Raw genomic sequence first — 13246 nt, 5'->3', positions numbered from 1 at the left:
GCCCGCCGCGCCGTTCCACCGGCGCGGCGGGCGGCACGGCCGTGTGTGCGCGGTGCTGCGCCCCCGGCGGCCGTTCCCCGGGGCGCGCCCTCCCGGCCGGTACGGTGGCCCCCGCACCGCACGGTGCACACCCCGGCGCGTCCCTCGCGTCCTTCGGATCCACCCCGTACCACCGCGTACCACCCCGTACCACCGCGTCTACCGCGCAGGAGCACTGAGATGCCCTTCACCCGCCTCGCCTCCGCGACGACACCGACGGCGCACCTCGGTCTGGGCCTCGCCGCCGTCGGCCGCCCCGCCTACCTCACGCTGGGCCGGGCCGCCGAGTTCCCGGACGAGCGCACCGTCGAGGCGCTGCGTGAGCGCACCCACCAACTGCTCGACGCCGCCTGGGCGCAGGGCGTGCGCTACGTGGACGCCGCGCGCTCCTACGGCCGGTCCGAGGAGTTCCTGGCCGAGTGGCTCGCCGCGCACCCGGAGGCGGACGACGTCGTCGTCGGCAGCAAATGGGGCTACACGTACACCGGCGAGTGGCGACTCGACGCCGAGGTCCACGAGGTCAAGGACCACTGCGTCGACGCCTTCGACCGCCAGCTCGCCGAGAGCCGCGAACTGCTCGGCGACCGGCTGGACCTGTACCAGATCCACTCCCTGACGCCGGACAGCCCCGCGCTCACCGACACCGCCCTGCACGCGCGCCTCGCCGCGCTCGCCGCCGAGGGCGTCACGCTCGGCTTCAGCACCAGCGGCCCGCGGCAGGCGGACACCGTACGGGCCGCGCTGGAGCTGCGGGCGGACGGCGAGCCGCTGTTCCATACGGTGCAGAGCACCTACAACCTGCTGGAGCCCTCGGCCGGGCCGGCGCTGGCGGAGGCGCACGAGGCCGGGCTCACCGTCATCGTCAAGGAGGCGCTGGCCAACGGGCGGCTGGCCGGGGAGCACGCGCCGCAGCAGTTGCGGGATGTGGCGGCGGCAGCGGGCGCGACGCCGGACGCGGTGGCGCTCGCCGCGGTGCTGCGCGCTCCGTGGGCCGGGGTGGTGCTCTCCGGCGCGGCCACCGTCGCGGAACTGCACGCCAATCTCCTGGCCGCCGCGACCGATGTGGACGAGCCCCAACGCGCCCTGCTGGAGGGCCTCGTGGAGGAGCCGGAGGCGTACTGGCGGCACCGGTCGGGCCTGCCCTGGAGCTGACCGCACCGGCCGGGCGGGAAAATGCGTGCATGAGGCAACGGTTTCCGGGCAGGTCACTCCTTGCACAGTGACCACAGGAGACCCATAGATGAAGAAGGCATCGACAGTCGCGGCGGCCTGCACCCTGGCCGTGGCAGCCGTAGCGGGAACGATCGGCTTCACGGCCGGCGCGTCCAGCGCGGAGGCCCGGAAGCGCCCGGAACCCGTCGTCCAGGACGAGTTCGACCCGCTCGGCCCCGCCATGCACGAGCTGCGGCACGCCGGCCGCACCGTCCACTACAGCGACACCGGCCGCGACTCCCGCACCCGCGGCGAGCCGGTCGTGTTCATGGGCGGCACCGGCACGACGGCCCGGGCCTCGGGCATGACCGAATTCCTGCGCACGACGCGGGGGAAGCTCGGACTGCGCATGATCTCCGTCGAGCGCAACGGGTTCGGTGACACGGAGTTCGACAAGAAGCTCGGCTTCGACGACTACACCTCCGATGTCCGGGCGGTCCTCGACGAACTCGGCATCCGCCGCGCCCGGGTGGTGGCGATCTCCGGTGGCGGCCCGTACGCGGCGCACTTCGCCGCCGACGAGCCGCAGCGGGTCGCCTCGCTGCATCTGGCCGCCGCCCTCCCGCCGTTCGGAAAGAAGTCCGAGGACTGCGGCCTGGACGACGCGGAGTTGCGCAAGAAGCTCGGCGAGCAGATCCGTGATCCGCGCAAGTGGTGGGCCTTCCCGGACGACAGCCCGGTGCGCCGCATACCCGGCTTCACCGACCGGGCCGAGGAGGACGGCGCCCGCTCCTACTACCAGCGGGGCCAGAAGGGCGACCCGTCGGCCCAGGTGCACGAGCAGAAGCTCTACTGCGAGCGCCCCGGCCCCGACCTCTCCGCGCTCAAGGCGCCGACGTTCGTCTACACGGGTCTGAAGGACACGACGGTGCCCCCGTCCACCCAGCAGCGGTGGAGCGAGGAGCTGCCCGGCAAGCCGGTCGTGCGCCGGTACGCCGACAGCGGGCACGACGTCCAGTACCGGCACTGGGACCAGATCCTGCTCGACATGGCCGGCTACCCGGACCGCACGGCCGTCTGCGTCAAGGGCAAGAGCCGCGCCCTGCCGGCGAGGAAGGCCGAGCACGAGCTGAAGAAGGGCGCCACGCTGGGCAGTTGCGCCTGGAACGGGCACAGCGGCAGCTGACCCCTCCGGCCGCGTCCCGCGCGCGTGTTCCTTCCGCACACGGCGCCCCGTCACCTCCGGTGGCGGGGCGCCGTGCCGTGTGCACGCGCCCGTCCGCGCGCCGGGTACCGAACGTAATCGATGAGACGTTCGTGTCTCGTATGCTTTAACCTTGTCTCATGAGCCTGGACCGCGAAGAGCTGCTCGGCACCGCCGCCGAGGTGCTCACCCGCAGACCGACCTCCTCCATGGACGAGATCGCCAGGGCCGCCGGCATCAGCCGCGCCACCCTGCACCGGCACTTCGCCGGGCGGGACGCGCTCGTCCGTGCGCTGGAGGACCTCGGGCTGCGCCGGCTGGACGCGGCGCTCGACGCCGCACGGACGGAGGAGGGCGACGCCGCCGAGGCCGTCCGGCGCGTGGTGGCGCAGGCCGAGCCCCTCGCCGGCTTCCTGGCGTTCCTCGTCACCGAGAACCAGCTGTTCGAACCGGGCGAGCAGCACCCCGGCTGGGAGCGCATCGACGCACGGATCGCCGCGCTCTTCCGGCGCGGGCAGGACGAGGGCACCTTCCGTATCGATCTCACCCCGGCCTGGCTCACCGAGGCGCTCTACGCGCTGATCACGGCCGCCGCCTGGGCGGTCCAGGACGGCCGGGTCGCGGCCCGCGACTCGGTACGGATGACCGTCGAGCTGCTGCTCGGCGGCGCACGACGGAGCATGGAACGATGAACAGCGAAAGCGGCCGGTCCGGCCCCGGCGACGGCCACGGACAGCTCACCGCCGAGCCGCCACCGGCCTCGCGGCTGCGCTGGGTCGCACTCGGGGTGCTGGTGCTGGCGGTGCTGCTGGTCGGCATCGACGTCACCGTCCTCGGCCTGGCCGCGCCCTTCCTGAGCGAGGATCTGCGCCCCTCCAGCACACAGTTGCTGTGGATCGGCGACGTCTACTCCTTCGTCATCGCCGGGCTGCTGGTGTCCATGGGCAGCCTCGGGGACCGCATCGGCCGTAAGAAGCTGCTGCTCACCGGGTCGGTCGCGTTCGGCGCGCTGTCCCTGCTGACGGCCTACGCCACCAGCGCCGAAACGATGATCCTGTGGCGTGCGCTGATGGGTGTCGCCGGTGCCACCCTGATGCCCTCGACGCTGGCGCTGATCCGCAACATCTTCCCCGACCCGCGCGAGCGCAGTCTGGCCGTCGGCATCTGGGGCGCCATGACCGCCGCCGGTACCGCGGTGGGGCCCGTCATCGGCGGCTTCCTGCTGGAGCACTACTGGTGGGGCTCGGTCTTCCTGATCAACCTGCCCGTGATGGCGGTGCTCGTCGTCGTCGGCAGCAAGCTGCTGCCCGAGTCGAGGAACCCCTCGCCCGGGCCGTGGGACCTGCCCAGCGTCGCCCTGTCCATGGTGGGCATCATCGGCGTCGTCTACGCCGTCAAGGAAGCCGCCGCCTACGGGGTCCGGTGGGACGTGGTGGCCGGGGCCGTCGTCGGCGTCGCCGCGCTGATCGCCTTCGTCCGGCGGCAGTTGCGGCTGCCCTCCCCGCTGCTGGACATGCGGCTGTTCCGCAACCGCGGCTTCACCGGAGCCGTCCTCGCCGACCTGCTGACGATCCTCGGCCTGTCCGGGCTGGTCTTCTTCCTCTCGCAGTTCTTCCAGATGGTGCAGGGCCGCACCCCGTTCCAGGCCGGACTGGCCGAACTGCCCGCGGCGCTGGGCTCGGTGGCGGCCGGGCTCGCCGCCGGGTACGTGGCCCGCCGGACCTCGGTGCGCGGCTCCGTCGCCGGCGGGCTGCTCGCGGTGGGCCTCTCGCTGGGCGCCTGCACCTGGCTCCAGCCCTCCACCGGCTACTGGCTGCTGGGCAGCGTGCTGCTCGTCGTCGGACTGGGGGCCGGGCTCGCGTTCACCGTCACCTCCGACGTCATCCTCTCCGCCGTCCCCAAGGAGCAGGCGGGCGCGGCCTCCGCGGTGTCGGAGACGGCCTACGAACTCGGTGCCGCGCTCGGTATCGCGCTGCTCGGCTCCGTCGTCACGGGCGTCTACCGCACGTTCGAGACGCCGCCCGGAGTGCCCGAGAACTCGGCCGAACACGCCCGCCACTCGCTGGGCGAGGCCGTCGAGACGGCCCGCACCCTGCCCGGTGGCGCCGGCGGCCGGCTGCTGGACGTGGCCCAGGACACCTTCGCCGAGGGCCTGCGGTTCGGCGCGGGCTTCGGCGCCGTCATCCTGCTCGCCGCCGCCGGCCTCGCCTGGCATCTGCTGCGCGATCAGAAGCTGGGCGACGTCCCGCAGGAGCAGTGAGCAGTGACCGCTGGGCACTGAGCGCCGAGCGACCGGGGCGTCGGGCGCCGGGGTCCGGCGCCCCGGTGTCGGCCACGGAACGGGAACGGGCGTCGGCCCCCGCACGGAACTGCGCGGGGGCCGACGCCCGTTGATGCCGTTCGGCCGTTGTTCCGGCCGCTGTTCCAGCCGCTGTCCGGTTGCCGTCCGGGCCTCCAGGTGGAGAGAGGCGGGCGGCCCGGGAGCGTCCGGGCCGTGGGGCGTCAGGCCGCCTTCGCCTTGGTGGCGTAGACGTCGACGTACTCCTGGCCGGACAGCTGCATGACCTCGCTCATCACCTCGTCGGTGACGGCCCGCAGCACATACCGGTCGCGGTCCATGCCGTCGTAGCGCGCGAAGTCCAGGGGCTCGCCGAACCGGACGGTGATGCGCCGGCCCCCGCCGATCCGCGGCAGCCCCTTGCCGCCGGGCTGCACCTCGTCGGTGCCGATCATCGCGAAGGGGATGACCGGTGCTCCCGTCATCAGCGCGAGCCGTGCGATACCGGTGCGGCCCCGGTAGAGGCGGCCGTCGGGGGAGCGGGTGCCCTCCGGGTAGATCGCGAAGAGGCTGCCCTCCTCCAGGATCCGGCGGCCCGTCATCAGCGCCGCGACCCCGCCGCGTCCGCCGTCCCGGTCCACCGGGACCATGCCGACGCCGGTGAAGAACCACGCCATGATGCGGCCCTTGAGGCTCTTGCCGGTGACGTACTCGTCCTTGCCGATGAAGAAGACCTGGCGGCGGGTGACCAGCGGCAGGATCAGCGAGTCGATGAACGTGAGATGGTTGCCCGCCAGGATCGCCGGCCCCGTGCCGGGAATGCGTTCCGCTCCCTCGACCCGCGGCCGGAACAGCAGGCGCAGAAGCGGGCCGAGCACTGCTTTGATCAGCAGGAAACGGGACAACGGACCCTCCGCCCAGTCGGTATCGGTCGTGCGCGCACAGCCGCGCAGTCGAGGACGATACTCGCCGCTACCGGTGAGTCGCACACCGGGTTCATTGTCCCGATACGAAGAGTTGACGCGGGATGTCCCGTATCGGCGGCCCGCTTCCCGCCCCTTCCTCGTCACCCCGGTCGCCCCCTCCGGTCGTCATCGGGTCCTCCCACCCGTCCGCGTCCGCACCCTCCTCGACCGGGTACGTGTTTCCCCCGCGTTCCGTTCCATGTCTCCCGTTCGTCGAACAGTCGCATCTACGATCATGCGGTCGTCAGCAACGTCGGAGCACATGTCTGGGAGGACGGCGGGCTCGTCGAGCGGGCGCCGGTGTCCTCGGCCGAGGAGGGGCCATGGAGAAGGAGCAGCAGCCGGGTCGCAGAACCGTGCTCTCGGCGGCGGTGTTGTCCGCCGCCGGTGCCGGTGCCGTCGCGCTGGGCCCGGCGGGCAGCGCACAGGCCGCACCCGCGGAGGCCGCCGGGGCACCGGCAGCGGCCCGGGCCGGACGGCACCGGCATCACGAACTGCCCGTCCCCGCCGTGGTCGCCCACCGCGGCACCAGCGGCTACCGCCCCGAACACACCCTCGGTTCCTATCAGCTCGCGCTCGACATGGGCGCCGACGTCATCGAACAGGACCTCGTCCCCACCAAGGACGGCCACCTGGTGTGCCGGCACGAGAACGACATCACCGCCACCACCGATGTCGCCGACCACCCCGAGTTCGCCTCCCGGAAGACGACGAAGAGCGTCGACGGCACCGAGCTGACCGGCTGGTTCACCGAGGACTTCACCCTCGCGGAGCTGAGGACCCTGCGGGCCAAGGAGCGCATCCCCGAGACGAGGCAGCACAACACGCTCTACGACGGCCGCTGGCGGGTGCCCACCTTCGAGGAGGTCCTCGACTGGGCCGAGGCCGAGGGCCGTAAGCGGGGCCGGCGCATCTGGCTGCACATCGAGACCAAGCACCCCACCTACTTCCGCGGGCTGGGCCTGGGCCTGGAGAAGCCCCTGGCCAAACTGCTGCGCCGGTACGGCCGGCACAAGGCCGACTCCCCGAACTTCGTGCAGTCCTTCGAGCCCAGCAGCATCCAGCGGCTCGGCCGGCTCGTGCACTGCCCCGGCGTCGTCCTGCTCAGCACGGCCGACTCGCGCCCCTGGGACTTCGTCGAGGCGGACGACCCGCGCACCGTCGCCGATCTGATCACCCCCGAGGGGCTGAAGTGGATCGCCGGGTTCGCGCGGGGCATCGGGCCGACGCTCGAACTCGTCATCCCGCGCAACGCGGACGGCACCCTCGGCGAGCCCACCGACCTGGTGCGCGACGCCCATGCGCAGAAGCTGGTGCTGCACCCGTACACCGTGCGCAACGAGAACACCTTCCTGCCCGTCGACCACCGCAGGGGCGACGACCCCAACGCCTACGGCGACGCCTTCGGTGTCTTCCGGCGGTACTTCGCGACGGGCATCGACGGGCTGTTCTCCGACAACTGCGACACCGCGCTGCTGGCCGCCGCCGCGTTCCGCGACGAGGACTGAGGCGCGAGAGTCGTACCGGGGCCGGGCCGGGCGCTGTCACGGCGGCCCGGCCCCGGTACGGTCCGGTCGGCCGCGAACACGCCGTATACGCCGAAAACGCCCGCGAGTTGGGAATGTCACAGGGTGCCATCCGTCCGCCGCGTTCCCGTGGCCCCGCATGCCTGCGCAGAATGCTGACGACAAAGGTTGCGCCACCCGGACCCCGGGGAAGGGTGCCATAGGCAACCGGCGTCACCAGGGCAGACAGCACGGGCGCGACACCCTCACACCCGCGTGCCCGCGCACACGATTTGGGGAGGCAGGCGCACATGGGCATGAGCGTGACCATCTCTGCGGCGGGCGAGCGTGACGCCGAACAGATCCTGAAGCTCCAGTACCTCTGCTTCCAGAGCGAGGCCGAGCTGTACGGCGACTACCGCATCGAACCGCTCGTCCAGACGGTCGAGGAGTTCCGCTCCGAACTCGCCCGGGGCTGTGTGCTGGTGGCCCGGCTCGGCGAGGAGATCGTCGGCTCCGTACGCGGCGCCGTCGTCGAGGAGGGCACCGGGCGGATCGGCCGGCTGTGTGTGCACCCCCGCCTCCAGGGGCACGGGCTCGGCGGCCGGCTGCTCGCCGCCGTCGAGGCGGCCCTCAGTGCCGAGTTCGGGGTCCGGCGCTTCCATCTGGTGACCGGCCACCGCAGCGAGGGCAACCTCCGGCTCTACCGCAGGTCCGGCTATGCGCAGGTCGGCACCGAGCGGGACCGGCAGATCACCCTGACGGCGATGGTCAAGGAGGCCGGCGCCGACTCCTTCGCCACCAGCGCGTGACGGCCCGCCGCATCGCCGACAGCGCCTGACGGCCGGCCTCTTCGGCGAATGACGCACCGCGCCGCCCGCAGGTGACGGACCGGCGCGCTCGGGACACGGCACACGGGGCCCGGGCGGATGTGCACCGCCCGGGCCCCTGTGCTGCCGGTGTGCTGCCGACGTGCTGTCGGTGTGCCGCCGGTTCCGTCCGGTGCGGCCCTCGGCGGTTCGAAGTCCGCCTCAGCCCTCGGCCGTGCGGGAGCGCCGCAGCCACCACAGGCCCGTGACCGGCAGCAGGACGGGGATGAACAAGTAGCCCATGCCGTAGTCGGACCAGACGGTGGAGTCGGGGAAGGCGGACGGCTCCACCAGCGTCCAGGTGCCGACGCCGAGCACGCCGAGCAGTTCGACGCAGCAGCACACCAGGGCGGCCCTGCGGGCGTTCTCGCCGCCGCGGACCAGCGCCAGGGTGATGAACGCGTACACGACGGCCGCCACCGCCGAGAGGACATAGGCCAGCGGAGCCTCGTGGAAGCGGGTGGACAGCTGCACGATCGACCGGGAAGCGGCGCCCACCGTGAAGATGCCGTACAGGGTGACCAGCAGCTTGCCGGGACCGGTGTTGATCCTGCCGGGCCGCCCGCCGGACGCCCCGGTGCCGGCGCCCTGCCCGCTCTTCTCCGTACCGGTCTGCTGCCCGGCGCCGGTGTCCGTCCCGGCCGTCGCTGTGGCTTCCGTCTCAGGCACCGGTGCCGCCTCCCCAGATGTCGTGGAGCCGCACCTGTAGCACGGCCAGCACCACGGCGCCCGCGACCACCGTCAGCGAGCCCCACTTGGTGCGCTCCGTCAGCGAGATCAGGCCCACCACCGGGACGCACGCGACGACACCGATCTGGTAGCTGAGGAAGATGACCTTGCCGTCGGCCGGTTCCTCGCCGCGTGCGAGCTGCACGATCCCCACCACCAGCTGGACGAGGGCGAGCAGCGTCACCACGGCCATGCCGATGAAGTGCCAGTCCTTCGTCGGCTGGTCGCGGTAGGCGGCCCAGCCGCACCAGGCGGCCAGGGCGAGCGCGGCCACGCCCAACGCGACGGTCAGGGGGGTGAGCATGCGCAGATTCTATGAACCTCCCGCCTGCCCGATTCCTCCGCCCCCGGCGGTACGGGACCGCCCGGCGGTACGGCAGCGCCCCGGTGGCGGGGGAGCGGGCGGCCCCCCGGCCGGACGGCGCGGCCCGGACGGAATACTGGAGGGTATGTATGACGATGTGCTGCCGGCCTCCGCGGCGTCGGGCGACCCCCGCACGGAACCCGGCCCCGGCCCGGGCGGTGCCGACTCCGGGGCCTTCGGGGTCTTCGGCGTCTTCGACGCGCTGCTGTTCGACAACGACGGGACCCTGCTCTCCTCCATGGAGTCGGTCCGCCGCTGCTGGACCGCGTGGGCGGAGGAGTTCGGCATCACGCCCGAGGAGTTCGCCGCCGTGGAGCTGCACGGCCGTCCGGCCGCCGAGATCGTCGCGGATCTGCTGCCGCCCGAGCGGGTCCCCGAGGCGCTGGCCCGGATCGAGCGGCTGGAGGTGGCGGACGTGCCGAACGGCGGTGTCCTTCCGCTGCCCGGCACGGCGGCGCTCCTGGCCTCGCTGCCCGCCGACCGCTGGGCCGTGGTCACCTCGGCGACCCGGGAGCTGGCCGAGGCCCGGCTGCACGCGGTGGGCATCGACCCGCCGATGGTGATCGCGGCGGACGACATCTCCCGGGGCAAGCCGGACCCGGAGCCGTTCCTGCTGGCCGCGCGCCGGCTCGGGGTGGACCCGGCGCGCTGTGCCGTGTTCGAGGACGCGCCCGCCGGGATCCAGGCGGGCCGTGCCGCGGGGATGCGCACCGTGGCCTTGGCCACAACGCACACCCGCGAGGAGCTGGCGGACTGCCCGGGAGGCCGTCCGGACTTCGTCGTCGACGATCTGTCCGCCGTAACGGCGCAGGTCACGGGGGCGGGAGTGGAGCTGGGCAGCAGGGACCCGGCCGCACCGCGCTGACCAGTGCGTCTCAGGGCCGCGTCCAGGATGCGGACGCGGCCCTGCTCTTCCGTCGTCCCGTCTGCTTTACTGAAGACCATGAACACGACGAGCTGCCGCACCCTTGCGACCGAGGCGAAAACGACGCCCGGTGCTCGTTGTATGCGCATGCGCATCATGCGGCGAATGTGTGCCTTCTGAGGGCCCCCGCCTGAGCCGACCGAGCCGGCTCGCGCCCCGAAGCGAGCCATGAGCGCGAGACGATCCCGCACAGCGTGTGGTCGTGCGGCACAGCCGCCCTCCGGCCGAACGCCTCCCCACCACCCGCGACCGCGTCGCTGACGCGGGACGCCGGGCAGGACGGGGCGGGGCCGGTGCGCCGCCCGCGGGCCGTCCGCCCGCAGCTCGAAGCTCCGCAGCACCCGGGACCGATCCGGACCCGGGATCCCCCTGCCGTACCGGCGTCCGCCGCGAGCCACGGCACCCTTTCGCACCCCAACAACGACGGAAGCCCTGTGATTACCACTACGGACCTGACGAAGGTCTACCGCACCCGAGACCGCGAAGTCACCGCCCTGGACGGCGTGAACCTCCACGTCGACAAGGGAGAGGTCTTCGGCGTCGTCGGCCAGAGCGGTGCCGGGAAGTCCTCCCTGATCCGCTGCGTCAATCTGCTGGAACGCCCCACGTCCGGGACCGTCTCCGTGGACGGCCAGGACCTCACCGCGCTCGCCGGCTCCGGCAAGCGCGCGAGCCGGGCGCTGCGCGAGGCCCGGGGCCGCATCGGCATGGTGTTCCAGCACTTCAACCTGCTCTCCTCGCGCACCGTGCTCGGCAACGTCGAGCTGCCGCTGGAGATCCTCGGGCACTCCGGCCAGGAGCGGACCCGCAAGGCGAAGGAGCTGCTGGACCTGGTCGGGCTCGCCGACAAGGCGAAGGCCCACCCGGCGCAGCTGTCCGGCGGGCAGAAGCAGCGGGTCGGTATCGCCCGTGCGCTGGCCGGCGACCCCAAGGTGCTGCTGTCCGACGAGGCGACCTCGGCGCTCGACCCGGAGACCACCCGCTCCGTGCTCCAGCTGCTGCGCGAGCTGAACCGGCAGCTCGGCCTGACCGTTCTGCTGATCACGCACGAGATGGATGTGGTGAAGGCCGTGTGCGACTCCGCGGCCCTGATGAAGGGCGGCCGGATCACCGAGTCCGGCACCGTCGCCGAGCTGCTGGCCACGCCCGGCTCGGAGCTGGCCCGTGAGCTGTTCCCGGTGGGCGGCGCGCCCTCCGAGCCGGGCCGGACGGTCGTCGACGTCACCTTCCACGGGGAGACGACGACGGAGCCGGTCATCTCCAAGCTGTCCCGGACCTACAACGTGGACATCTCCATCCTGGGCGCCGCCATGGACACCGTGGCGGGCAAGCAGGTCGGCCGGATGCGTATCGAGCTGCCCGGCAGCTTCGACGACAACGTGGTGCCGATCGGCTTCCTGCGCGAGCAGGGCCTCACCGTCGACGTGGCGGCCGTCGCGGACGCACCCGTCACCGACGCGCCCGCCACCGATGCACCTGGCACCGACGCACCTGGCACCGACGCACCCGCCGGCCGCGGGGAAGCGCTCACCGAGGAGGACGCGAAGTGAGCTGGTCCGAGATACAGCCGCTGCTGTCCGAGGGCTTCCTCGACACCCTGTACATGGTCGGCTGGTCGACGCTGATCGCGCTGCTCGGCGGGCTGCCCATCGGGGTGCTGCTGGTACTGACCGACAAGGGCGGGCTGTTGCAGAACGGCCCGGTCAACAAGGTCGTCGGCGCGATCGTGAACGTCGGCCGCTCGCTGCCGTTCATCATCCTGCTGATCGCGCTGATCCCGTTCACCCGGTTCGTGGTGGGCAGCTTCATCGGGCCGACGGCGGCGATCGTCCCGCTGGCCATCGGCGCCATCCCGTTCTTCGCGCGGCTGGTGGAGACCGCGGTGCGGGAAGTCGACCGGGGGCTGGTCGAGGCCGTGCAGGCGATGGGCGGCAGCACGTCCACGGTCGTGTTCAAGGTGCTGCTGCCGCAGGCGCTGCCGTCCCTGATCGCCGGGCTCACCACCACGGTGATCGTGCTGATCGGCTACTCGGCGATGGCCGGCACGGTCGGCGGCGGCGGGCTGGGCTCGGTCGCCGTGCAGTACGGCTACCAGCGGTTCGAGACGAGTGTGATGGTGGCGACCGTCGTCGCGCTGATCGTCCTCGTCACGGCCGTGCAGATCATCGGTGACGCCGTCGTCCGGGGGCTGGCGGGTCACCGCGGGGCCGGCGCCGGTGCCGCGGGCAAGCGGCTCGCGCGGTTCGGCCGGGGGCGCACCGTCGCGGTGGCCGCCGCCGTCGTCGTCCCGCTCGCGCTGATCGGCTACGGGCTCGGCTCCGGCGGCGACGACAAGCAGACGCTGAAGATCGCCGCCTCGCCGACGCCGCACGCGGAGATCCTGGAGTACGTCGAGAAGAACCTCGCCGAGAAGGAGGGGCTCAAGCTCGACATCCGGAAGTTCAACGACTACGTCGTGCCGAACACCGCGACCGAGAGCGGTGAGGTCGACGCCAACTTCTTCCAGCACAAGCCGTATCTGGACGACTTCAACGAGAAGAAGAACACGCACATCGTCCCCGTCGTCAACGTCGAGCTGGAGCCGCTCGCGCTCTACTCGAAGAAGGCGCACGACCTGAAGGAGCTGACCGCGGGCAAGACCGTGGCCGTGCCCAACGACAGCACCAACGAGGGCCGGGCGCTCCATCTGCTCGCCGACCACGACGTCATCGAGCTGAAGTCCGGCGTCGGGCCCGAGGCCACCCTCGGGGACATCGCCGACACCAAGGGCCTGAAGTTCCAGGAGCTGGAGGCCGCTTCGGTGCCGCGCGCCCTGGACGACGTGGACGCGGCGGTCGTCAACGGCAACTACGCGGTGGACACCGGCCTCGATCCGCACAAGGACGCGCTGGTCTCGGAGAAGGTGAAGGGCAACCCCTACGCCAACTTCCTCGCCGTCAAGGACGGTGACCAGGACGATCCGCGGATCAAGAAGCTGGCGAAGCTGCTCAACTCGGAGAAGGTCAAGAAGTACATCGAGGACAAGTACGACGGGGCCATCGTCCCCGCCTTCGGGTCCGTGGGTTCGTGAGGCACATCGTGAGGCCCTGAGAGCACGGAGGCCGTGCGTCTTCGTATCGACAAATCTCTTATCAGCGCCGGGTCCCGTCCGCCGAGGGGGCCCGGCGCTGCACATACCCGGGCGGATGCTGCATGCTGTGCAGACCCCGCCAGGTG

General features: G+C 72.1%; 12 protein-coding genes and 1 pseudogene. 10 read left to right on the top strand and 3 right to left on the bottom strand.

Features of this window, described 5'->3' with window-relative positions; all coding sequences use genetic code 11:
• Positions 1–219 precede the first annotated feature (219 nt).
• From SCA03_RS17120 to SCA03_RS17105, 4 genes are all read left to right on the top strand, one after another.
• Positions 220–1191, top strand: a complete 972-nt coding sequence (locus SCA03_RS17120) for an aldo/keto reductase (RefSeq protein WP_086816045.1) — start codon at positions 220–222, stop codon at positions 1189–1191.
• Between the two features lie 88 nt (positions 1192–1279).
• Positions 1280–2377, top strand: coding sequence for an alpha/beta fold hydrolase (locus SCA03_RS17115; RefSeq protein WP_086816043.1), 1098 nt, complete (start codon positions 1280–1282; stop codon positions 2375–2377).
• A gap of 158 nt (positions 2378–2535) precedes the next feature.
• On the top strand, positions 2536–3087 hold the full coding sequence (locus tag SCA03_RS17110; RefSeq protein ID WP_030875427.1) for a TetR/AcrR family transcriptional regulator: 552 nt from the start codon (positions 2536–2538) through the stop codon (positions 3085–3087).
• Entirely contained in the window at positions 3084–4655 is a 1572-nt protein-coding gene (locus tag SCA03_RS17105) for an MFS transporter (protein WP_030875431.1), read from the top strand. Before SCA03_RS17110 ends, SCA03_RS17105 begins: the two co-directional genes overlap by 4 nt.
• Before the next feature lie 242 nt (positions 4656–4897).
• On the opposite strand, the gene SCA03_RS17100 is transcribed toward SCA03_RS17105, so the two are convergent.
• Positions 4898–5578, bottom strand: coding sequence for a lysophospholipid acyltransferase family protein (locus SCA03_RS17100; protein ID WP_030875434.1), 681 nt, complete (start codon positions 5576–5578; stop codon positions 4898–4900).
• Positions 5579–5961: 383 nt separating this feature from the next.
• On the opposite strand from SCA03_RS17100, the gene SCA03_RS17095 reads away from it, so the two are divergent.
• Both SCA03_RS17095 and SCA03_RS17090 read left to right on the top strand, forming a co-directional pair.
• Positions 5962–7146 carry a glycerophosphodiester phosphodiesterase gene (locus SCA03_RS17095; protein WP_086816041.1) on the top strand — a complete coding sequence of 395 codons (1185 nt, stop codon included), beginning with the start codon at positions 5962–5964 and terminating at the stop codon, positions 7144–7146.
• A gap of 308 nt (positions 7147–7454) precedes the next feature.
• Complete coding sequence (locus tag SCA03_RS17090) at positions 7455–7955, top strand: GNAT family N-acetyltransferase (protein WP_030875440.1); 501 nt, start codon at positions 7455–7457, stop codon at positions 7953–7955.
• Positions 7956–8174: 219 nt separating this feature from the next.
• On the opposite strand, the gene SCA03_RS17085 is transcribed toward SCA03_RS17090, so the two are convergent.
• Positions 8175–8561 (bottom strand): hypothetical protein, encoded by a 387-nt coding sequence (locus tag SCA03_RS17085; protein WP_051855745.1) that lies wholly within the window; start codon positions 8559–8561, stop codon positions 8175–8177.
• Positions 8562–8673: 112 nt separating this feature from the next.
• Positions 8674–9045 (bottom strand): hypothetical protein, encoded by a 372-nt coding sequence (locus tag SCA03_RS17080; RefSeq protein ID WP_030875444.1) that lies wholly within the window; start codon positions 9043–9045, stop codon positions 8674–8676.
• A gap of 145 nt (positions 9046–9190) precedes the next feature.
• Between SCA03_RS17080 and SCA03_RS17075 the strand changes: the two genes are divergently transcribed.
• The 4 genes and pseudogenes from SCA03_RS17075 (at position 9191) to SCA03_RS36245 (ending at position 13100) form a co-directional block, all read left to right on the top strand.
• Positions 9191–9970, top strand: coding sequence for an HAD family hydrolase (locus SCA03_RS17075; protein ID WP_078872760.1), 780 nt, complete (start codon positions 9191–9193; stop codon positions 9968–9970).
• Between the two features lie 494 nt (positions 9971–10464).
• Entirely contained in the window at positions 10465–11580 is a 1116-nt protein-coding gene (locus SCA03_RS17070; RefSeq protein WP_030893166.1) for a methionine ABC transporter ATP-binding protein, read from the top strand.
• Positions 11577–12224, top strand: a pseudogene (locus tag SCA03_RS36250) (methionine ABC transporter permease); the annotation flags it as partial. The gene SCA03_RS17070 and the pseudogene SCA03_RS36250, both read left to right, overlap by 4 nt.
• A gap of 102 nt (positions 12225–12326) precedes the next feature.
• The gene (locus SCA03_RS36245; RefSeq protein ID WP_230988764.1) at positions 12327–13100 is read left to right on the top strand and encodes a MetQ/NlpA family ABC transporter substrate-binding protein; all 774 of its coding nucleotides are present in this window, start codon (positions 12327–12329) and stop codon (positions 13098–13100) included.
• Positions 13101–13246: the final 146 nt, after the last annotated feature.

It is taken from the genome of Streptomyces cacaoi (genome assembly GCF_006539165.1).
GTDB classification, from domain to species: domain Bacteria; phylum Actinomycetota; class Actinomycetes; order Streptomycetales; family Streptomycetaceae; genus Streptomyces; species Streptomyces cacaoi.
This window is presented reverse-complemented; position numbering and strand designations above follow the sequence as displayed.

Coding starts and splice junctions, on each gene's coding strand:
- SCA03_RS17120 (WP_086816045.1), top strand. CDS start 220: ATGCCCTTCACCCGCCTCGCCTCCGCGACGACACCGACGGCGCACCTC.
- SCA03_RS17115 (WP_086816043.1), top strand. CDS start 1,280: ATGAAGAAGGCATCGACAGTCGCGGCGGCCTGCACCCTGGCCGTGGCA.
- SCA03_RS17110 (WP_030875427.1), top strand. CDS start 2,536: ATGAGCCTGGACCGCGAAGAGCTGCTCGGCACCGCCGCCGAGGTGCTC.
- SCA03_RS17105 (WP_030875431.1), top strand. CDS start 3,084: ATGAACAGCGAAAGCGGCCGGTCCGGCCCCGGCGACGGCCACGGACAG.
- SCA03_RS17095 (WP_086816041.1), top strand. CDS start 5,962: ATGGAGAAGGAGCAGCAGCCGGGTCGCAGAACCGTGCTCTCGGCGGCG.
- SCA03_RS17090 (WP_030875440.1), top strand. CDS start 7,455: ATGGGCATGAGCGTGACCATCTCTGCGGCGGGCGAGCGTGACGCCGAA.
- SCA03_RS17080 (WP_030875444.1), bottom strand. CDS start 9,045: ATGCTCACCCCCCTGACCGTCGCGTTGGGCGTGGCCGCGCTCGCCCTG.
- SCA03_RS17075 (WP_078872760.1), top strand. CDS start 9,191: ATGTATGACGATGTGCTGCCGGCCTCCGCGGCGTCGGGCGACCCCCGC.